The organism is Sphingobacterium faecium, assembly GCF_003054045.1.
In the GTDB taxonomy this organism is placed as follows: Bacteria; Bacteroidota; Bacteroidia; order Sphingobacteriales; family Sphingobacteriaceae; genus Sphingobacterium; species Sphingobacterium faecium.
Map to the genome: position 1 here is coordinate 77287 of NZ_QBKH01000008.1, position 20642 is coordinate 97928.

The following is a 20642-nucleotide window of genomic DNA, read 5'->3' on the forward strand; positions in this document are numbered from 1 at the left end:
GAATTTGAAATGAAATTATTTAAATATACGTTTGCTGCACTCTGTTTTTCATTAGTAAGTTGTGGCAGCTCTTTTTTAGAAGTAGCGCCTATCGGGCAATTGGGCAAAGAACAGTTATTCTCAAATGTCAATGGCATGCGTGATGCCTTGATGGGTAGTTATAGTCTAACTTCTCGTTTTTTTCAGTCTCAATACGGCATCTATGGTGATTTGCGTGGCGACGATGTACAGCGTAGCACGACATCAACTCAAAATTATATGTTGACAGACTACAATTATAATGTTGATGAAGAGGATGGAACCGGTGGAACCATGGCTATCTGGTCTTCAGGTTATGAAGCCTTAAATAACATCAATAATATCATCAACTCTGCAGAAGGTATTCGACCTACTCTGAATGGTAGCTTGGATGATTTTAATAGACATTTAGGGCAGAGCCACATCATCCGGGGCTTACTTTTCCTTGCACTTGCTAATGTATATGCACAACACTATACCTATACAGCTGATGCAAGCCATCCAGGAATTCCTATTCCAACAGCAACGCCTCTACCATCGCAAAATTTACCGCGTGCAACGATGAAGGACACTTACGCGCAAATCATAAAAGATATGGAGACTGGGATACAGTATCTAGATAATTTGAGTCCCGCTACACGTATCTATGCTTCTTCAGACGCCGCTCGTGCCTTATTGTCTCGTATCTATTTATATATGGGACGTTATGATGAAGCTATCCAATACGCTTCTGAAGTCGTGTCAAAAGGAAGCTATCCATTAGTCAAAAATGCTGATTATAAAGACATGTTTATAGCAGAGAGTCAGTTATCAGACTATAACAGCATCAAGTCTGAAGTTATCTGGCAATTGAATCTTAATACGAGATCAGCAAATTATATGTCTAGCTTTTATTCAGATCGCACATCCTTTTTGGCGTACCCAAGCAAAGCATTTTTAAATTTCTTTGAGACTACTGATGTGAGGAGAAACCTATATGAACTACAAGCCAGTTCGGGAAATTCTATTTCGCTTAAAAATGCAAAAAATATTGCTATACCAGATATCAACTGGCCGGTCAACTTTAAAGTGATCCGCTCTTCTGAACTATACCTCAATCGTGCCGAAGCTTATTACCATACTAAACAGTATAGCTTAGCAGAGGAGGATATTAAAATGATTAGAGCTAGAGCGCTCAATAAGAATGTGGCTGACATCATCGTACAATATAGTTCTCCAGAAGAACTGCTAGAGCAGATCAAAATGGAACGCCGTAAAGAGCTCGCGTTTGAAGGTCAACGGATCTATGATATTATGCGTTATAAAGAAAGTCTCAACCGTGGTACGGATTGCGGAGCAGCTAATTGCACTGTCAACTACCCCAATGATCTCTTTATCTTACCGATTCCGAAAACGGAACTGGACGCTAATCCATCAATTAAACCAAATCCTACTGTAAATAAATAAGACATGAAAAAGATGCTACTTTTAATGGGGTTTATGATGATGTTATCTGTTTCTTGTAACAAAGAGCTGGAGACACCTTATGACCACCCTTTTTTCTACATACACCAAAATAATGATTCAGAAATAACCGTACAGTCTAATCGAAATGAACCCGTGGACTATAAGGTTTATTTAAGTACTAAAACTCAGTTTGAGCCTGTCACGTTAACATATGAGATCATTGTAGGTGATGGCCTTAAAGAAGGTATTGATTACGAAATCTTGAACACAAGCTCTTCTTTACTGTTTAAACCTGGATATGTAGAGATGCCTATCACGATTCGTTGGATCAATCATCCCATCCAAGAAGAAAAGGACAATACATTAATCATCAGATTGCTTAGCAACGACAAGGATATTACGATCGGTATGCCAGGTCCCGACCATAAACAGTCGAGCTTAAAAATTACTAAAATCTAGATGGGTATGGCATTTGTGAAAATAATAATAGGATTATTGACCTTTATTCTTGTCTCGACGGGATTTCTGCAGGCTCAGAATCTGAAGCAGGATCCGAAGTTGTTGCGTGGAAAATTGAAAAACGGATTTCAATATTTTATCTATCCAAATCACACCAATAATCAACAAACTGCTATCCAACTTTTTGTAAATGCTGGCAGTTTGCAAGAAGAAGACAACCAATTGGGATTAGCCCATTTTGTTGAACACATGGCCTTTAATGGAAGTAAGCATTACCCCAAAAATGAGGTCATTACTTATCTAGAGTCTCTGGGAGTGAAATTTGGTGCAGATCTTAATGCACACACTTCTTATGACGAGACGGTATATAAAATTACTATCAATAGTAAAACGAATGAAAACTTGGAGAAGGCCTTGGACATCGTCAGTGATTGGGCTTTTAATTTAAGTTTTGATTCGCTCGAGATTGAAAAAGAGCGTGGTATTATCATTGAAGAATGGCGCACAAAAGAAGGTCTTTCTGCGCGATTAAGTGACCAAACTTTACCACTTATCTTTGCTAATTCTCGTTATGGCGACCGTAAACCAATTGGTACATTAGATATACTCCGCCATTTTCAAAGATCAACATTGGTCGACTTTTACCATAAATGGTATAGACCAAATCTGATGGGGCTAGCAGTGGTCACCAATCAGGACCCTAAAGTTGTTGAAAAGATGGTCAAAAAGCTATTTGGAGATGCTAAAAACAGAAAACCAGAAGCAAAACGAATTGCCTACCGTTTGTCAAATCATGCAGATACGCTGATCAAGATCTACACAGACAAAGAGGCTAGTACCATCGATTTTAGCTATATCGGAATTTTACCAGCGTCTAAAGCTTTGAAAACGGAAGCTGATTTTTTTGAAAATTTAAAACGTAATGCTGTCAATACGCTGATCAAGAAGAGGTTTGATCGTATTGGACAATTGGATGATAGTTACAAAAGTGCTTCTATGTCAGTATCAGATCTCTTGCTCAACAATGGATTATCTGTTGGTGGAGCTACCTTGTATGAGGGGCAGGTACAAGAAGGCATCGCTAAATTTCTGAAAGAGCGTGAGCGACTGTTGCGTTATGGGTTTAACTCTTCCGAACTGAACGATTATAGAGAGCAATATAAGAAACAGTTACAGCGGGCGCCCCAAAATAATGAATTGAATGCCAATATGATGTTGAGCCAGTTAAAGGATGTTTTTTTTACGGGACAGGTATTGATGGATAAGGATGAACGCAATAAGCAGGTCTTGCGTGATATCGATCGATTGGATTCTTTAAATCTTTTGGAGCATCTCCAAGGTTATTTTAAGCCAGGGAACACAGCTGTCATGCTTACTGCTCCAGAGCGTTTAGGATCTAAAATCCCCAATGAAATTGCACTCCGCCAATTATTTGCTCAGGCTAAACAGGCTGATCTGAAGAGGTGGACGGATAACATTGAAATTCCAACACAGTTATTGAGCGATAAGCCGACAAGTGGTCAGGTCATACAAAAACAATCGATCAATGAGATCGGCGTAACTAAATGGGAACTCTCCAATGGATCAAAAGTCTACCTGAAGAAAAATGACAGTCGAAAAGACCATGTTCAATTGACGGCATTTAGAAAAGGCGGTTTTATCGCGGTAGACAGTGCAGATTATGTAAATGCCGTTTTCGCAAAAAATATCATTGGCGCTAGTGGTGCAGGTGAATTTACACGAGCGGCATTGACCAAATATTTGAATGGAAATTCGGCTTCCGCTACCTTTATGATTGCACCCAATCGTGAAGGATTATCTGCTTCGGCAAATAGGAAAGATATCAAAACGATGTTCGAATTACTATACTTAAAATGGACACAACCACGTGTCGATAGTAAGATCTTTGGTAGTGTCAAAAAACAGAGCTTGGATGCTGCAAGAAATAAAAAGTTCCAAGTCATGGAGGCTTATAACCTGGCCATCAATAAAGCGATCGGAGCGGATGATCTAGATGAAAGCAATCTATCTGCTGACCGTATTGAAAAAGGTCTACAGCTGGATCGTATTGTGCCGGTATTTAAAGAACGTTTTCAATCGGCTAAAGATTTTGATTTTGTGCTGGTGGGAGACTTTGATGCCGATAGTATTCAACCATTGGTTGAACAGTATATAGGAGGTCTTCCTAGCGGTCCTTATACCTCCGAACAACGTATTCCGGAATATACACAGCGCGAAAATCAAGAAATTATTCAATATGCAGGTCAAGCCGACAAAGCTACAGTAAATCTGTTTTACCAGACCACTTCCATTCAGTATGATTATCCTGATATCCTCAAAAATGAATTGATGGAGAATGTGCTTAAAGTAAAATTGCGCAAAAATCTAAGGGAAGAGCAGTCTGGGGTATATGGTGTAGGCGTGAGTGTCAGTGCGACTTCCGAACCAACAGCATTGATGCGTACGCGGATTAATTTTACTTGTGAACCTAGTCGAGCAGATTTTTTAATAGAGCAGGTACAAGTTGAGCTTGCAAAGATTGCAAAAGATCCGTCTTATTTTACTGAAGAACTTGAAAATGCAAAGGTTCAAATATACCAAGCTTATGAAAAACAATGGGGTAAGGATACATTTTGGAGTGCAGAGCTTCGTAATCACATCTATTTTCAATTTGCTAATTGGTCATTTTTTACTACGTATAAGCAGATGCTACACCAAATTAAAGCTGCTGATATTGCGGACTACACAAATAGTAAAATGAGTAAAGCCTATCAAGTGAAGGCAGTATTACTGCCAGAGAGTTTTAAAAAATAATTTAATTTAGATGAGATCATCGGAATTTTCAAACCAGCTGCGGTATGAAGTAGATCTGATGATCACATCGCTATAAAAAAATATTAGGATGAAAAAAAACTATTGTTTATATCTGTTGATGGCCATCTCTAGCCTAATCCTTTTCGGATGTAAAAAAGATGCGTTACTGGCCGATAATGTTCAGTTGCAATCCTTTTCTTTTGATCCATCGGCCAATCCTGGATTAAAAGAGGCAGTATTTGGAACTATTGAAGGTCAGCAGATTCATATTACGGTACCAAATTCAATCGATATCACTAAAGCTATACCTTCTTTTCATGGTAGCTCAGATAAATTGATTGCCTATGTTGGTCAGAAAGTTCAAGAATCAGGCATCAGCGCTGTTGATTTTACACAAACAGTTGTCTATCGATTTGTGACACCCGATGGAATGTCGGAGTACAGTGTGACGGCTGAAAAGGCCGGTTCTATCGTGTCTTTCGGTTTCTATGCCGCAGACAATCCAGAATACTTGTTTAGAGATTACCCAGCAACCATAACGAAGCTTGATATTAAAGTTGACTTACCAGTAGATGCTGATGTGACGAAATTGGTAGCTCGGTATACAAAAAGCAATGGTACCATTTTAAAGTATAATGGTACTGATTTCGTAAGTAAAGAAACCGTATTGGACTATACCTTACCACAAAGCTTGGAGCTACAAGATGTGCAAAGTGGCACTTCGGAAAACTTTGTCGTTACAGTGGGTCGACTTACTGCTCCTGTGTGGTCTACTGTACAATTACCAGATTTTTTAAATATCAATAATGTCGCGGAGGCAGGACTTGAAATTAACCCTGTAAACAGACAGCCCTATGTATCAGTGCAATTTTCTGGAAGTACAGACGATCTACGTAAGGGGCTGATCACGACATGGAATGCCGATACCAAGCAATGGGAAACGCTTGGGGGAAATACAGGTTTTACACCAACTCGAGCAGATCTTATTTCTCTTGACTTTTCGAAACAAGGGGTACCTTATGTAGCATTTAGAGATTATACAGCAGGAACTAATGCGCAGTATGCATCTTTAATGAAGTATGAAAATAACGCATGGTCATTTGTTGGAAATCAACAGGGTTCTTTCAATAGAGTTAACTACTTGACATTAAAATTGGATGAAAATGATATTCCTTATCAAGGATATGTCTTTACTCGTGCTTCATCTCCTTATCCAAATCGAGGTACCTATGTAGAATCTTTTAATGGATCTACTTGGTCCGGACAGACTTTTGCGCAATCGTCTACTGGGTGGTATGCTAAGATGTTTAAAGGAGGCGACAGTAAGCTTTATTATGTTGTAATGGATTTAACAAGTGGCACTGCTACACGTAAGCCCTCGGTTTATAGGTTGGACAATGGTGTGTGGAATCTAGTAGGAAATGTAAACGTAGGTCCTGCTGAGTCCAACTCCGGCGGTATAAATATAGATCTTGATGTGACAGCAGATGGTCAGATCTATATGGTTTATCAATCTAATTCGCCAGCTTATAAAACATTTGTGATGCATTGGAATGGTAGTACCTGGAAACAGTTTGGCGATGGAATTAGCCAATCCACAAGTAGTTCTGCCAATCGAGACAATGTTGCCATCTCTATACATCCGGATGGTCGCGTTTTCTTAGCTTATGGAGATGCTATCAACGGTATCAAAGTGTGTACATTTAATGAAAGTATTGGGAATTGGAATGCCGCTACACAAATATCGGCAGAAAATGGGAATAAATTTGTTATGCAAATCAGTAAAGAGGGTATCCCATATCTAATAACAGTCATAAACAATAAAGCTACACTCTTTAAATACGATATTCCAGGATTGTAATAACAATAGATCGGACAGAACATATCTGTCCGATCTTTTAGATTTAATACTATATGATTAATAGAATAAGTTATTTGTTGGCTTTGGCAGTATTATTTGCTGTGGAAGCAATGGCACAAAGCCCATCTGCAAAAAGTGTATGGGTCAAAGGTCATGTGTTTGAAGACAAAAATAATAATGGTATGCAGGATAAAGGGGAGAAGGGGCTTTCCAAGGTGTTGATATCCAATGGTGTCCATGTAATAAGTTCTGACAGTCGTGGAGCTTATGCTTTTGAAGCAGAAGTTGGACAATCTATCTTTTCTATCCATCCGTCAGCATATCAGTATGCAAATGCCAACAAAATTGGTAATGCAAATGCATATTATCTAAATCCAAATAACCATATTTCGGATACGCTGGTTTATAACATGCCCTTGCAAAAAAGGAAAAGTGTACCAAAAGATTTTAATATTGCAGCAATTGGAGATGTTCAGGTTAGTGATCAAGAAGAACTCGGATTTGCAGCTAAAAGTATTTTTTCGGAGCTTCTTGAACGTAATGATATTGATTTCAACCTGGTCTTAGGCGATTTGGTCAATAATAATATGGATATATTGCCTGATTTCGGTAACATTCTTGGGACTCTTCCGATGACATCATGGACTATGGTCGGCAATCATGATCGTAATGTTGACCATCCAGCTTATATGAATGACCGTTTTAATACGGTGTTTGGAGCAGATAATTATGCTTTCAATTATGGTCATGCGCATTTTATTGTATTGAATAATGTCTTTGCTACGGGCAAAAATTCTTATGAAGGAAGATTGACCGACGATCAATTGACGTTTTTAAAGAATGATTTGGCACATGTTCCAAAAGATGTTTTAGTTGTCCTCAGTCAGCATATACCAATGGCTTTTACACGAAATAAAGCAGAGGTGCTCCAACAGTTGGAAGGATATGAGAATGTCTTATTGTTGTCCGGGCATACCCATCAGGTGGATCGATATTTTTTTAAAAGTCATGCAATACAAGAACTGGGGGCCGGTGCTACTTGTGGTAATTGGTGGCGAGGAGAAAAGGATGCTTTTGGTGTGCCAGATGCCATGATGCAATGCGGTAGCCCGAGAGGATATTTTGTGATCCATATTAAAGATAATCAGTATACTTTTAAGTATAAGGCAATTGGACAGGATGCTAAAAAGCAAATGCATATTACTTTGAATGACGGATTATTGCAGGCTAATATATTTGGGGCTGGAGATAGTACCAAAGTTCTGGTTCAACTAAATGATGGAGAATGGCTACAGATGCAACTTAGTAAAAGCATAGATCCGCTTGTCGCCCATATTATAGAAAAAAACAATCAAAAGATATATCCAAGTCCTGGCAGTACGGCCAATCCACTCCGAAAAAGAAAATCTAGCCATCTTTGGGAATTGCCGATGCCACAGTTGAATGCTAATAGGAATAAAATCATTCGCATTAAAGCACAAGACTCCTACGGCTTTTCTGTACAGAATGAGTTTATGGAGTATTTTTCCAAATAATGATATAATTGGTCTTAGATATGATGTTTAAGACTAGTTACATCATCATAAACCCAGATCTCACAAAAATACTATCAACTATTTTTAGATAATTCGGCAATCTGCTCGCATCGGTGTTGGAATGACGCTAAAATAATTTACTGAATAAACCTTGCAGGAACTCATGAAGATTTAATCCAAAAAATACATCTTTTGACGTATTGTTTTTGACAGTGAAAAGAACGAATTTTGTTTTCTACAGACGCTCATTAAAACCTTGACTTTATATTTTTTAAACCTATGTTAGCAAAGTGCTGAATAATCGAGCGCTTATGTATGTGGATGTTAAATCCTCGCACGCTTCTATTATGATCTTTTAGGGCAAACAGGATCATCACTTATAAGTCTTTTATAGAATCAGACGGTCACCTTTTATAAAATTAAAACTACAAAAAACCTATAATGAAAAAAATATTTAGTACTATCTTATTTATACTAGCAGTCTACACAGGATTTGCACAAGAGAAAACAACCCTTGACGATGGCTCCTCTTTTGAGATCGGATTAGTAGATAAGAAAACAAATATCTACGGATTTAAAGCACACTATAAGAATGGACAATTGAAATCTATAGGACATTTGATCGGGCTGGGAGGTAATCAGGTAAGTTCCGATAAAACTGGAGAATGGATGAACTATTATGAGGATGGTACATTAAAATCAACGGGAAATTATAAAGATGGATATCAGGTAGGTGAATGGAAATTCTATCATGATAACGGATCATTAAAAGAGATTGGAAAGTATAAAGACTATTTACCGCTCATAGAAGGGAAATATCCTCCTACTAGAGGAGAAAAGACCGGAGAATGGAAAACTTATTTTGATGATGGAAAACTGGAAATCTTAGGAAACTATCAGCATGATAAAATGGTAGGCGAATGGAAAAGATATTACAACAACGGAAAATTGAGGGATGTTGTACATTATACTGAAGGAGAGCCGAGCGGATTATGGAAAAACTACAGTGAATCAGGGGAATTGCTAAGCTCGAAGAATTACGATGAATAGACCTAAACTTACTTTTCTAAATTTATATCTTTATAGATCTTAACTTGATCTAGGCTCTAAAATAACCATTTCAATATGCATTTTATACTAAGGAGTATAATAGATAATTTATGGAAGTCTTTCCAAGATAAGGTAAGTACTTATGTTAATCAACATGGTGGTGTTGCAAATATTGTAAGTCCTAAAATTGAGCGGCCTGATTGGGTTGATATTGAAAGAGTTGTTAAAGGAATTAAACCCATATCAACTTTGAGGAGCGATTGTTAATAATTAGAGCATGAAGAGAAAGACAATATTTTTTATAAATGTGGTAATAGCCTACACTTTATTTCCAATTATTTATATTCACCGTTATTGGGGTAATATTATTAGTGGAAATTATGAAATACCTTATATTCGGACTAATTCTCTAAGTGATTTTCTAATACGTGTTTTTGATGGAGCTGGACTGGGAGGGACTATATTCTTACTCATAAACCTACTGCCATTTCAGTTTATAAAATTAAAATGGCTTTATAAATTTGATCACAATTTTTATATAAAATCCATAGGGTTTTATATTCTATTTAATATAGCTTTTGTGTTGATAACTGGCTGGGGAAGTTTACTTCTAATGATAGAATCCCCTTGGCTTGATAAGAAGCCCTTCTTATTCGTTTTATTTTTGTTCTCCGTCATATTTCAAACCGCTCTCTATATCGCAATCGATAGGAAGATCTTAAAGAAAAATAATGTATTATAAGCACCATTTTCGAATGGTATCACTTAGTAATACCGATCTTTGAAGTATGAAAAGACTGAATACTATAATTACAATTGCGTAACTCAAATGATAGCCCAGAAAAATATTTTGAAAAGATAGCATAATATTATTGTACATAGAATAGCGGCGATAAGTAATATAATCTTTTTACAAAGTTTGGATACGCCTTGATCGACAAGATATTGCTGCAATGAATACTATTTAAGAGAAGGAGCTAAGAGTAAGCTTAGTACAAGGTTCAAAGTCAATATTCAGCGTATATAATGGAAGATATAATCTTAGTCGTGCTATCACCAAGGAATTTTAATGCATTAAAAAAGTATCAAAATTTATTTTGTTTTGCAGCATTTTTGAATTTATCAATAGGCTGTATAGCTGAGTTTTCTTTTTTTGACTCAATTAAATCGATCGTTCAGTCTATTTCATTGACCTTGTTTTTTGTATTTCTAATTTTATTTATTCTTGTTTTAGTCAGAATTAAAATATTAAAAAAGGAATATTTCTGTCGTATTAATGAAAAGTATTTGTATTTGGAAATTGATAATGAGATCAAAAAAATAGACCTTGTTGATATCGATTTGTACATTAATTTAGCTAGAATATCAGAAAAGGATTCTTATTCAGATTGGGGTCATTTTATAGAATTGAGTGATTTTAAAGGCAAAAGTCAATTGCCGATTAGATTTGAAGCTACGCTATTAAATATCTTTCCACAATCAAATGTACACTATAGGAGTAAAAGTCCAATTTTAATGAGTGAGACAAGAGGCTTATTTAAATCTCTATTAAATCTGCTATGGGCAACTTCCTGAAGTGTACAAAAATGCACGCTATGTTTGTACCAGTAGCGTGCATTGTTCATCCTATATACGGCGTTTAACTCCGTATTTCTCTTCGCATAAAAATATAATAGGACCACGCAAAGCAGGTCATCGTTGCTGCTAAAAGACCACTGACTTGAGGCCAGACCATCAAGAAACTATCCCTAAATGATAGAGGTGCAGGAATGGCGCCAATCATTTGTTCCATAGCAATAGGACCGAGGCTCCGTACAGATGGCATGAGCAGGGTTGTAGTCGCATCCAGATATAGTTGGCTCGGTGATAATCGAAGCAAGTTTAATATCAATTCATTGTAGCTCAGATATTCCTGTTCCGAAATATAGTTTGGATTCGGTAAAAATGGCCTGATGGCTAGATTGACAAGAATCGGGAAGAATACAGTAAAAAATAGCCAAATACCGATTGCGGTTAAAGCTGAGGTTGCCGGTTGGCGAAACCGTATCGATAATAGTATCGATAGGCTCAACCAAAAGGCGACATATATAACACTGATAAGGGTAAAACCTATAATCCGCAAAAGTTCCTGAGGCTCGATCCGTACCCCTGTACCTAATAAGCCACCGCCAATCATTAGAAGTACTAACGCGATAAACATCGTCCCCACGACAGTGAGCGGAGCAAAGAATTTTGAAAACAAGAGGTTATCACGGTAGATAGGTTGCGCTATCAGACGTGTTAATGTGCCCCCATTGTATTCGGCATTGATCGCATCAAATCCGAGTGCTATGCCAAGTAGTGGCGCTAGAAAATTCAGGAAAACATGAAATGGTGGAATCGAATTGTCCGTCGTGGTCAATAATTTGAGATATAAAAATGATTGATCAGGATCTTTCATATTGTTGACAGCCTCTTTCAACCCGGTGGAAGATACGTATAATGAGGCTCCAAATGTCAGTACAATAAGTAGGATCAGTATGATAAAACGCCAGCTGCGAATATGATAGGCAATTTCCTTATTTACCAGTACCTGAATTGGAACCGATGAGTGGCTAATTGTGGAGGAGACTGTGGGATTTTTCATGTTCAGAGTTGCTTGTTTTACTGTTCTCAAAATATGTATTATAGATATAGTCGAGTGCATAATCATGGCGTTGTACAGATAGGATGTCAGCACCGTTGTTGACAAGTAAACGTACTGCCGTGGCAGTTATATCGCCATCTGTTTTGATCTCGATCGAGTCATCGCCAACAGAAAGCTTTCTGATAGCAGGCAAGTTTTTTAATACTTCTTCAAATAGCGCTACGTTTGCATTTGTTTTTTCAAATGAAATCCATGTTGTTATGCCCTCTTTTTGCTGTAGCTTATGTGCAAGACTATCAATAGAGCCTTCTGCTAGTAGCTTTCCACCAACAAAAATACCCACTCTGTCACAAACGCGCTGTACCTGATGGAGGTGATGCGAAGATAGGAGAACTGTCAGATTCTGTTCTCTGCTGAGTCGCTTGATCAATTCGAGGAATTCATCTACACCCTGTGGGTCTATACCTAAGGTAGGCTCATCCAAAATAGCAACTTCAGGAGTCTTGATGAGGACTTCAGCAAGGCCGAGTCGCTGCTTCATACCTCTCGAAAAGTCTCCTGTTTTCTTATGGATGTCCTGTCCCAGTCCTACTTGATTTAAGATGTCTTGCGCGCCAGACCTAGCTTTAGACTTTTGAAGTCCGTTTAATTCAGCTATGAAAGTCAGGTTTTCCAATGCGGTCATTTCAGGATAGAAACCCACATTATCTGGAAGATAGCCCACTTTTCTTTTAACAGCTATTGGATTTCGGGTGGCATTATGACCGCAGACATAAGCTGTTCCTGTGGTCGGCTCGGTTAGTCCAAGCATCATCAGGATAGTCGTCGTCTTGCCGGCACCATTGGGACCGAGAAGACCGAATACCTCGCCTTTATATATGTTGAGATCTAAATGATCAACAGCCTTTGCCTTTCCATAGTTTTTTGTCAAACCTGTCAATTGGATGATAGGATCCTTCATGATGATTATCTTTTTTATTGAATGAAATAGTGCTATCGTCTTCCGTATTTGCGAATAAGATAATAAATCAGCCCGATAGCCAATAGGATAATCAGCATGCCGACCCAGCCTGAAAGTAAAGAGGTCTTGACTATCATACGAAATGAAATGTCAGCAGTACTGTTCGGTGATTTAACATCAAATTTTGCAGCATAGTCGCCAGCTATGGTTTTATCGGGTACGCGCAAGTCAACTTTTACATCTGTCGACTTGCCAGGCTCTAGCTGCTGTATCGTTGAAGGTGAAAAAGTAGCTTCCCATTTGCTGGGCAACTGAGCGCTCAGTTCTACCGCGTTTAAAGGAAGAGTTCCTGTATTTTTTACTTGAAGGAGGATTTCCTTGTTGCTGCCAGATACGACTTCATCACTAAGTCTTCCACTAGGTGTGGTGAGTTGGAGAGCATAGGAACCCTTTACAACAGCTTCTAGATCGAGATGCAGTGTATCTGTTGGGGATATAGCCTTTAACGGAATTTTATATGTGTTGGGCTTTGTAGTCAGCGGGCAGTTAATTTCGATGTTTATTTCTTGGACTTTGTTTGCTTGCATTTGAAGAGAAGTCACCTGGGATCCCTCTACTCGATAACTGATCTGCCATCCCTCTGGTAATTGGGCGTTTAGATTGTAAGTAACTGTCTGTGATGACCCATTGGTCAATGTGGTCGTGTATCGAAAAGGCTCATTGCTGGGCGCTTCAATATTGAGCAATCTTGCTTCAAAGCTTGACTTTGTTGCTCTGACCGTTTGCCCCGATAGGTAGAGACTGTTGGCCAGTATTAAAAATGAAATAAATAATGGTCTAAAAGATAGACCTAGGCGTGTAATTAGTAGTTTGTTTAACATGATCCAATAACTAAAATTTATATTTAAATAGAATATTAGCTTTAAAAAAATGTTGGTTAGGGTAGTACTTACCTTAAAAAAACGGTTCCAAATTAAATATCAATTTGAAAAAAATCAAGAAAAATCAAAAAATAATTGTAAAATAATGTTTACTTAAGTTTTTTCAATTTACTTTGTACCTAGGGGTTAATCAAAGTTAACTGCCCTAAAAGTCTTTTTTATAATGGCTTTAATATTTTCTCCCAGTTCATCCAGTGTGCAATCCAATGACTTTAATTGTGTTTTTGTATTATTTTTCTCGTTCCGCATAAGCGCGATGCGTAAAAGTCTATTGCCCGATGCTTGACTGTCCCACTTTAATTCGTCAAATAGTTCCTGAACTATTTTTTCACAACTGCTCAAATCAAATCTGGCAATTTGGATGTAACTATCATGACAGTACATCTGAACTTCAATATGATAATTTGATCGTTCCATATTTTAAAAATAATATTTTAATAAAATAGGATAGCCTCCCAACGGAGGCTATCCTATATATGGACTATTTTATGACTTATGATATTTCGATAAGTCGAGGCTCTTTTTGTTTTGCTTCTTCTTTCTTAGGAATGGTTAACCTTAGCAGACCATTTTCATAACGAGCTTCGATATTATCCTGATCGACTACATCTCTGTGAAGTTCAAAGCTGCGTTGGAAGGACTGATAGCTAAACTCCCGTCGGGTGTAGTTATCCCGTTTTTCTTCATTTTTTTCTTCTTTTGCGGATGATATGGTCAATAGGTTGCCATCTAGCGTGATCTTAAAATCGTCTTTTGACATTCCTGGTGCAGCGACTTCTACTTCGAAAGTATTGCCATCTTCCTTAATATTAACGGAAGGAACGGTGGTACTCGTAGAAGAATAGTTACTATTACCCCAGTTTAAAAGTTCTCTGTTGAAATCATTAAACATGGGCGAAAAAATTGAAAAATTGTTCAAGTTTCTTTTTGCAAGTTTCATAATAACCTCCTTTTATGAAGTGAAAAATTAATTATTAAACTCATTCAGTCGGCCGACTGTATTCAATATTCTACAAAAAAAATACCGATCTCGTGAAACTGAAATTTTTTCATAAAAAATGACAAATTTTACATGAAAAACTGACATGATTGCCTCTTGTAAACAAACTAAGGGAACATTTTATACGGTTCATCAACCATGTTTATTAGAAATAAGATCATAGCCCTCCCCTTTACTACATTTCATGCTATCAAAATTGATTAAAGGAAAGAAGTATCTGGTCATCACACATGGAGAGATCATGATATATATAGTTGTAAATAGATGGATAAAATATTATTATATTACATAGATATACGAGAGTTATTATAGAGGGTTTCTATAGGGTTGCTATAGGTAAAACACTAGAAAACCTCTATAAACCCTCTATATAATTTGTATATAATCACTATAATGATTAAATTAGAATTTAATGCTATATAAATGCGCCCATAGCAGGTTATATATCTTAATAAATTTCCAATATAAATAAACCATTATGGCAATATTAAAAGCAGGTATAAATGGTCCTTTTTCAGGTAAAGTAGGAAGTGTGGTAGGTTATGAACTAAATGGTCAAACCGTTATTCGTTCTCTACCAGCAATAGTAAAAAAACCGCCCAGCGAATTGATGCTCATCAATCGCAAGCGTTTGAAGGTCGTATCTCAATTTTTAAAATTTATTAAGAAACCAATAGCTTTTGGTTATAAAAATATGGCACCTAAAGGTAGCCGTGTGGGTACTTTTCAATCCGCTCAATCCTATTTACTCCACAATTCGATTGATTATGATGCAGATAATAACCCCTATGTAAATCCTGAAAAAGTAATGGTTTTTAGGGGGGATATGCCACCTCCTCAACTCATCCATGTAACTATAAAGGACAATAAACTTTATATTGAATGGAATAAAGAGGCCTGTAAAGGAGAGCATCCATCTGCGGTGCTGGTATTGGCTTATGTTATTGAAGATTTTTTTGCTTTGAATGATGGTGGTGCATTATCCACAGCAGGAAAATTGGTATGGGAGGATAATTTGTTCAGTAGAGGTGATCAAATTCATATCTATGTCGGTTTCTATGATATCGTTCATGATCGATTGTCTGACTCTGTTTATGGGGGGTGTGTATAAAGAAAAACAATATACGATATCTTATCATTTTCTTTTAAGGAGTATCAAGATGTATGTCAAATACATCTTGATACCTTCTGTAGCTAATCTCATCGTTTATCGTATTGATACCAGTTGATTTTTGTGGATACGCGCATCAGTATAGCCAATATAATAAAAACACCTACTGTACCTACGATCAGCGAATAATCACGCAATTGCATCAGGATAAAGATAAAACTATAGAAAACGGCTAAAATTCCAGAAAATATAAAAGCGGACTTGCTGTCTTTTGTAATGGATTTAATAAATGATGCAATTAAAATAATAGTGGCAATAGCAGCTAATAAATAGGCTATATTGAAGCCCAGATGCTCACTAATGGATAATAAAAGAGAATAGAATAGTACCATCGCAAATCCGATCAACAGATATTGGATAAGGTGGATACGTTGCTTTTTGATGATCTCTGTGAAGAATAATGCTGCAAAGGTTAAAATAATAATCAATATTCCATATTTGGCTACGCGTGTAGTTTTTTGATAATTATTGACTTCTTCCAAGAAGTTGATTTGAATCATATCTTTTTCTGTCGCGATATTACTATCAGTAGCCGCAGCGGGCTCTGTCATTTGGCTATACCCTTCATGGATAGCATTGTTAATTTCGTAATTGTTTTTAATTTCATACAGCTTCTCTGCCTCACCGGCCCACTGTTGCGAAAATTTACGGTTGAAACTCGGGATATTCCATGTGGCTTCAAAGCTATTGGCTGTTATTTTTCGATCATCTGCTAAAATTGCTCCGTTGAAACTTGGATTTCCCCAATTTCCTTTTGTTTTAATAGTCGTCTGTTTTGCAAGAGGGAGAAAATTAATCGATTGAGAACCTCTTACGTTGAACTTGATCTGGAAATCACCTAAGGTTGTTTTGGTGCCAGAGAGATCTATGGCTGCGATCATATTATTCTCAAAAGGATTTAATGCAGACATATTAGGTTCAAATTCAATTTGCTGTTGGTTGAAAACTAGAGTAGGAGAAGCTCCAAGTCCCTTAAGATCGCTTAAACCAATTAATATTTTCGCATTTTTCCATTCGAGATCAACTCCATTCAAATCTATTTTATTAAAATCGATCGCATCAAAAGACCCTTTTAGATCCAGTTGCGCATTGTATACGACACTTTTGTAAATACCTCTTTTTAATGATTCCGTTGAAATGGTACTGTTGATGTTTAATGCTTTTGGTAATAGGTATACGTATTGTGTGACGTAAGTATTCTTGGTAGAGACGATGTTTTTATCCGTTGTGACAATTTCTTTTACAAGCTGGTAAGGGATGGCAATGATGGGACCTGAGATTACCTGTTGACCAGCCCATTTAAAAGCAATTTCATTACTGACTTCAGATTGCCGATTCTTTCTTTCTTCAATAAGGTCTTTGACCCAGAATAAAGGGATGAGTAGTAATAAGACGAGAATTAAAATGGTAATTAATTTGGTGAAAACTGATGTACCAATACGGTCTAAGAGGGGTGTTTTATTTGTTTCCATGATTTTGGATTTTATAATGTTGTTAAATTTTGATGATTGAGATGTTTTTTTAAGTCAAATGCCAAGGAGCTTTTAATTTCATGTAATGGAATGTTTAATAAAGTTTCGAAATCTAAATCATGAAACTTTTGCATGGCATTACCTTTTGATAAAGCTTTTAGGTATATGTTGAAGTGTTCGGGGTAGATGAATGTACCAATTGCGATCATAGCAATTTGATAGAGGCTGACCTTTCCATTGCCCAATAATAAATATTGCATGGCGACTTCATCCTGTATGTCGGTGCCAGATTCTGTGATGAGGTGAAATACATCATGATTTTCTAATTTAGGAACAACGTCAAAGCCTTTTTCTTGATAGAATATGCCAAGGTGATGTCCTAGCGATCCTTTCGGAAAATTTAGAAAATCTTCTTTACTGATATTCCAAGCTCGTTTATGCTGCTTGAATAGCTGAGTATAAATTTTTTGACTCTTGTTGTACAAGACAAGCATAATGGATAATCGTATCTTCATTTCTTTTGTTTTTAAAAGTACTTTGAAATTCAAAGTAAATGGATAAAAAAATTATTTGTACTGTTGTTTAATCAATTTTTCAAGAGCCTTTAGATGTTCTTCGAAAGCTTTTTCACCTTCGATCGTTCTTCTATACCTGGTATTTGGTTTTCTGTCCACAAATGTTTTGAAAACTTCAATGTAATTTTCTTTTTCTAATGTCTTCAGATTAGACGCTAGATTACCATCCGTGACATCCAATATGGATTTCAATGAATTAAAATCATATTCGTCATTAGCCATCAATACGCTCATGATCTGGAGACGGACTTTATTTTCAAATATTTTATTATACTGTGTTAAGTCAAAATTCACTATTCGTATTTTTTATGAACGATTATTCCATATATGATGTGTAAGACACCAAATCCCAAAGCCCAAAAGATAATTCCATTTCCAGGAAAAAGCAAAGCTAATAGTCCTAGCACAATTTCTAAAATTCCAAGTCCTTTTATTTCATTAAAAGTATAATTGCTGCCAGCTGTGAGTGCTAATCCATAAAAAATCAATAGGATGGAGGCAACTGCAGTGTAGTTTTCTTTAGATATGGATATTAAAGCAAATAATCCGCCAGTACATAAGGGTACAGCCATAGCATATAATAAAGATCGACTGGTGGTATTCCAAATGCTTTGCCTATTTGATTTTGCTTTCTTGATAGCCATGTATACTCCAGTAAAAATGGAAGCAAATAAAACGAGCATTGCTGTTACGAGTAATTTTACAATAATGACAGGTTCGTTAACATAATGATCCCGATATCCCATTTGGCTATCAAATCCATAAATTTCATAGTAAGCATAGGCAGCACCTAGCAGGGCATAGGTACCGATTAGGACACTTGAAATTCCGCTAATGGAGATAAATTTGCTGGATTTTTCCATCAAATTTCGAATACTTGCTATTTCTTTTACTAAATCTTCTTGTTTCATAAAAGTACTTTGTTTTTCAAAGTAAATGAATAAGAATGAATTATGCAAATTTATTTTTTGCTCAACAAAATAAATAAAAAAATAATGAAAATTTATTGAGAAAAGACTTGCATAGTATGCATATCGTTTCTATCTTTGTGCCAACAAGAAATCCTAATGCGGAAGTGGCGTAATTGGTAGCCGCACCAGACTTAGGATCTGGCGTCGCAAGACGTGGGGGTTCGAGTCCCTTCTTCCGCACTTGAATGTCCTCCCGAATTTAAATCCTCGGGAGGATTTTTTTTATCAAAATAATGCGTAACGGTTTAGAAAGAGTATGAACATTTCACACGAAAAAGTTGACGCGATCAACGCAGTAATTAAAGTTGATTTAGCGCCAGAAGATTATAACCCACAAGTAGACAAAGAAATCAAGGATCAAGCTAAAAAGGCGAAATTACCTGGATTCCGTCCTGGTTTAGTGCCTGCTGCACACATTAGACGTACTTATGGTAAATCAATTTTGTTAGATATAGTCAACAAAATTGTCAATGATAAAATTACAGCTTACATCGGCGAGAATAAATTAGAAGTTTTAGGACAACCTCTTCCGGTAGAAGAAACTGCTAACTATAACTGGGATTATAAAGATAACTTCCAATTTACTTACGAAATTGGTTTAGCTCCAGAATTTGTAAATCCTTTTACAAAAGACGCTGAATTTAAAGAGTATGATATTAAAGCTGATGAAGAAACTTTAGAGTCTCGTATCAAAAATTTACGTCGTAGCTACGGTAAAATGACCAACCCAGAAGTTTCTGAAGAAGGTGATGTACTATATGCTACATTGAAACAAGATAAAGAAGAAGGTATTGAGAAAACAACTTCAGTACGTACTGATATCATCGAAGATGCAAAGATTAAAAAATCTTTGGTAGGTCTTAAACAAGATGATGTTGTTAAAATTGATATCAAAAAAGCATTCAAAGATGAGGACATTGCTCGTATCTTAGGTATTACTCCAGAAGAAGTTGAAGCATTAGATGTAACTAAATTTGATTTGACGGTAAAAAACATTAACCGTTTAGAAGAGTCTGATCTAAATCAGGAATTCTTTAATAAATTGTTTGCTGAAGGAGAAGTTACTGAAGAAGCTGAATTCAGAACAAAGGTAAAAGAAGAAGTTGAAAACTTATTCAAACAAAATTCTGATCAACGTCTACGTAATGATATGTATACGTTCGGTATGGAAAAAGTTGATGTAGCTTTCCCTGAAGAGTTTTTGAAAAGATGGTTAAAAGCAACTAACCCTAGCATCTCGGATGAAGAGTTGAATGAAGGTTTTGCTGATTTCTTGAACAACTTGAAATGGACAATCATTGAAAACCGTGTAGTTACTGAAAATAGTCTTGAAGTTAAATATGATGAAGTCATCAATTTAGCAAAAGAACGTATCTATGCACAAATCAAAATGTACAATATCAACGAAGAGCCTAGTGATGAGCAATTGTCACAATATGCGATTCAGTTATTGCAAGATAAAGAACAAGGTAACCGTTTGTTTGAAGAAGCAAAAGCACTTAAAGTGTTTGAATTCTTAAAAGGTCAAATTAAAATCAATAAAGAAGAGATCGAGTACGCAGCATTCGAAAAATTAGCGTAAGCTAGTTAACTTCTGATTATTATAAAAAAGCCTTTCCATTTTTTGGAAAGGCTTTTGTTGTTTACGTTCAGTTTGATTCTGAAGGATCATGCTGATGATACACTGCTTTTATATTTATAAAGGTTTAGTTGTGATGCCGCAATATTTAAATACTGTTCTA

Annotated in this window: 18 protein-coding genes and 1 tRNA gene; 10 read left to right on the forward strand and 9 right to left on the reverse strand. The window is 36.5% G+C overall.

Features of this window, described 5'->3' with window-relative positions; all coding sequences use genetic code 11:
- Positions 1–9: 9 nt before the first annotated feature.
- The 7 genes from C8N37_RS20005 to C8N37_RS20045 all read left to right on the forward strand — a co-directional run bounded on the left by C8N37_RS20005 (position 10) and on the right by C8N37_RS20045 (position 10758).
- Positions 10–1464: a RagB/SusD family nutrient uptake outer membrane protein gene (locus C8N37_RS20005; protein WP_108160593.1), complete on the forward strand. Its 1455-nt coding sequence runs from the start codon at positions 10–12 to the stop codon at positions 1462–1464.
- A 3-nt stretch (positions 1465–1467) separates the two neighbouring features.
- Positions 1468–1923 carry a hypothetical protein gene (locus tag C8N37_RS20010; RefSeq protein ID WP_108160594.1) on the forward strand — a complete coding sequence of 152 codons (456 nt, stop codon included), beginning with the start codon at positions 1468–1470 and terminating at the stop codon, positions 1921–1923.
- A gap of 6 nt (positions 1924–1929) precedes the next feature.
- Positions 1930–4737 carry a M16 family metallopeptidase gene (locus C8N37_RS20015; RefSeq protein ID WP_170114573.1) on the forward strand — a complete coding sequence of 936 codons (2808 nt, stop codon included), beginning with the start codon at positions 1930–1932 and terminating at the stop codon, positions 4735–4737.
- An 88-nt stretch (positions 4738–4825) separates the two neighbouring features.
- Positions 4826–6598 carry a hypothetical protein gene (locus tag C8N37_RS20020; protein WP_108160596.1) on the forward strand — a complete coding sequence of 591 codons (1773 nt, stop codon included), beginning with the start codon at positions 4826–4828 and terminating at the stop codon, positions 6596–6598.
- A gap of 53 nt (positions 6599–6651) precedes the next feature.
- Positions 6652–8133 (forward strand): calcineurin-like phosphoesterase C-terminal domain-containing protein, encoded by a 1482-nt coding sequence (locus C8N37_RS20025; protein WP_108160597.1) that lies wholly within the window; start codon positions 6652–6654, stop codon positions 8131–8133.
- A gap of 441 nt (positions 8134–8574) precedes the next feature.
- Complete coding sequence (locus tag C8N37_RS20030) at positions 8575–9183, forward strand: toxin-antitoxin system YwqK family antitoxin (protein WP_108160598.1); 609 nt, start codon at positions 8575–8577, stop codon at positions 9181–9183.
- Between the two features lie 1026 nt (positions 9184–10209).
- On the forward strand, positions 10210–10758 hold the full coding sequence (locus C8N37_RS20045) for a hypothetical protein (protein WP_108160601.1): 549 nt from the start codon (positions 10210–10212) through the stop codon (positions 10756–10758).
- 64 nt (positions 10759–10822) lie between these two features.
- On the opposite strand, the gene C8N37_RS20050 is transcribed toward C8N37_RS20045, so the two are convergent.
- The 5 genes from C8N37_RS20050 to C8N37_RS20070 all read right to left on the reverse strand — a co-directional run bounded on the left by C8N37_RS20050 (position 10823) and on the right by C8N37_RS20070 (position 14651).
- A complete protein-coding gene (locus C8N37_RS20050) occupies positions 10823–11809 on the reverse strand; it encodes an ABC transporter permease (RefSeq protein WP_108160602.1) in 987 nt (328 codons plus the stop codon).
- On the reverse strand, positions 11778–12770 hold the full coding sequence (locus C8N37_RS20055) for an ABC transporter ATP-binding protein (protein ID WP_108160603.1): 993 nt from the start codon (positions 12768–12770) through the stop codon (positions 11778–11780). Before C8N37_RS20055 ends, C8N37_RS20050 begins: the two co-directional genes overlap by 32 nt.
- A 32-nt stretch (positions 12771–12802) precedes the next feature.
- Positions 12803–13651, reverse strand: a complete 849-nt coding sequence (locus C8N37_RS20060; protein WP_108160604.1) for a COG1470 family protein — start codon at positions 13649–13651, stop codon at positions 12803–12805.
- Between the two features lie 186 nt (positions 13652–13837).
- Positions 13838–14128 (reverse strand): hypothetical protein, encoded by a 291-nt coding sequence (locus tag C8N37_RS20065; RefSeq protein WP_108160605.1) that lies wholly within the window; start codon positions 14126–14128, stop codon positions 13838–13840.
- A 76-nt stretch (positions 14129–14204) separates the two neighbouring features.
- A complete protein-coding gene (locus tag C8N37_RS20070) occupies positions 14205–14651 on the reverse strand; it encodes an Hsp20/alpha crystallin family protein (protein ID WP_108160606.1) in 447 nt (148 codons plus the stop codon).
- A gap of 538 nt (positions 14652–15189) precedes the next feature.
- On the opposite strand from C8N37_RS20070, the gene C8N37_RS20075 reads away from it, so the two are divergent.
- On the forward strand, positions 15190–15822 hold the full coding sequence (locus C8N37_RS20075; protein WP_108160607.1) for a DUF6266 family protein: 633 nt from the start codon (positions 15190–15192) through the stop codon (positions 15820–15822).
- 89 nt (positions 15823–15911) lie between these two features.
- On the opposite strand, the gene creD is transcribed toward C8N37_RS20075, so the two are convergent.
- Genes creD through C8N37_RS20095 form a run of 4 tightly spaced genes read right to left on the reverse strand, consistent with a single transcriptional unit; the run spans position 15912 to position 18840 of the window.
- Positions 15912–17354, reverse strand: a complete 1443-nt coding sequence (gene creD, locus C8N37_RS20080; RefSeq protein WP_108160608.1) for a cell envelope integrity protein CreD — start codon at positions 17352–17354, stop codon at positions 15912–15914.
- Between the two features lie 11 nt (positions 17355–17365).
- Positions 17366–17869 (reverse strand): Coq4 family protein, encoded by a 504-nt coding sequence (locus C8N37_RS20085; RefSeq protein ID WP_108160609.1) that lies wholly within the window; start codon positions 17867–17869, stop codon positions 17366–17368.
- Positions 17870–17920: 51 nt separating this feature from the next.
- The gene (locus tag C8N37_RS20090; RefSeq protein ID WP_108160610.1) at positions 17921–18223 is read right to left on the reverse strand and encodes a winged helix-turn-helix domain-containing protein; all 303 of its coding nucleotides are present in this window, start codon (positions 18221–18223) and stop codon (positions 17921–17923) included.
- The gene (locus tag C8N37_RS20095; RefSeq protein ID WP_108160611.1) at positions 18223–18840 is read right to left on the reverse strand and encodes a hypothetical protein; all 618 of its coding nucleotides are present in this window, start codon (positions 18838–18840) and stop codon (positions 18223–18225) included. The genes C8N37_RS20090 and C8N37_RS20095 overlap by 1 nt, the downstream gene beginning before the upstream one ends.
- 158 nt (positions 18841–18998) lie before the next feature.
- On the opposite strand from C8N37_RS20095, the gene C8N37_RS20100 reads away from it, so the two are divergent.
- Positions 18999–19080: transfer RNA gene (locus C8N37_RS20100), tRNA-Leu, on the forward strand.
- A gap of 76 nt (positions 19081–19156) precedes the next feature.
- The gene (locus C8N37_RS20105; RefSeq protein WP_108160612.1) at positions 19157–20482 is read left to right on the forward strand and encodes a trigger factor; all 1326 of its coding nucleotides are present in this window, start codon (positions 19157–19159) and stop codon (positions 20480–20482) included.
- The last annotated feature ends 160 nt before the right edge of the window (positions 20483–20642 follow it).

Bases quoted from the DNA above. Each gene is read 5' to 3' on its own strand.
- creD (WP_108160608.1), bottom strand. From the start codon at position 17,354: ATGGAAACAAATAAAACACCCCTCTTAGACCGTATTGGTACATCAGTT.
- C8N37_RS20005 (WP_108160593.1), top strand. From the start codon at position 10: ATGAAATTATTTAAATATACGTTTGCTGCACTCTGTTTTTCATTAGTA.
- C8N37_RS20060 (WP_108160604.1), bottom strand. From the start codon at position 13,651: ATGTTAAACAAACTACTAATTACACGCCTAGGTCTATCTTTTAGACCA.
- C8N37_RS20055 (WP_108160603.1), bottom strand. From the start codon at position 12,770: ATGAAGGATCCTATCATCCAATTGACAGGTTTGACAAAAAACTATGGA.
- C8N37_RS20095 (WP_108160611.1), bottom strand. From the start codon at position 18,840: ATGAAACAAGAAGATTTAGTAAAAGAAATAGCAAGTATTCGAAATTTG.
- C8N37_RS20065 (WP_108160605.1), bottom strand. From the start codon at position 14,128: ATGGAACGATCAAATTATCATATTGAAGTTCAGATGTACTGTCATGAT.
- C8N37_RS20070 (WP_108160606.1), bottom strand. From the start codon at position 14,651: ATGAAACTTGCAAAAAGAAACTTGAACAATTTTTCAATTTTTTCGCCC.
- C8N37_RS20010 (WP_108160594.1), top strand. From the start codon at position 1,468: ATGAAAAAGATGCTACTTTTAATGGGGTTTATGATGATGTTATCTGTT.
- C8N37_RS20025 (WP_108160597.1), top strand. From the start codon at position 6,652: ATGATTAATAGAATAAGTTATTTGTTGGCTTTGGCAGTATTATTTGCT.
- C8N37_RS20020 (WP_108160596.1), top strand. From the start codon at position 4,826: ATGAAAAAAAACTATTGTTTATATCTGTTGATGGCCATCTCTAGCCTA.
- C8N37_RS20045 (WP_108160601.1), top strand. From the start codon at position 10,210: ATGGAAGATATAATCTTAGTCGTGCTATCACCAAGGAATTTTAATGCA.
- C8N37_RS20015 (WP_170114573.1), top strand. From the start codon at position 1,930: ATGGCATTTGTGAAAATAATAATAGGATTATTGACCTTTATTCTTGTC.
- C8N37_RS20030 (WP_108160598.1), top strand. From the start codon at position 8,575: ATGAAAAAAATATTTAGTACTATCTTATTTATACTAGCAGTCTACACA.
- C8N37_RS20085 (WP_108160609.1), bottom strand. From the start codon at position 17,869: ATGAAGATACGATTATCCATTATGCTTGTCTTGTACAACAAGAGTCAA.
- C8N37_RS20050 (WP_108160602.1), bottom strand. From the start codon at position 11,809: ATGAAAAATCCCACAGTCTCCTCCACAATTAGCCACTCATCGGTTCCA.
- C8N37_RS20075 (WP_108160607.1), top strand. From the start codon at position 15,190: ATGGCAATATTAAAAGCAGGTATAAATGGTCCTTTTTCAGGTAAAGTA.
- C8N37_RS20105 (WP_108160612.1), top strand. From the start codon at position 19,157: ATGAACATTTCACACGAAAAAGTTGACGCGATCAACGCAGTAATTAAA.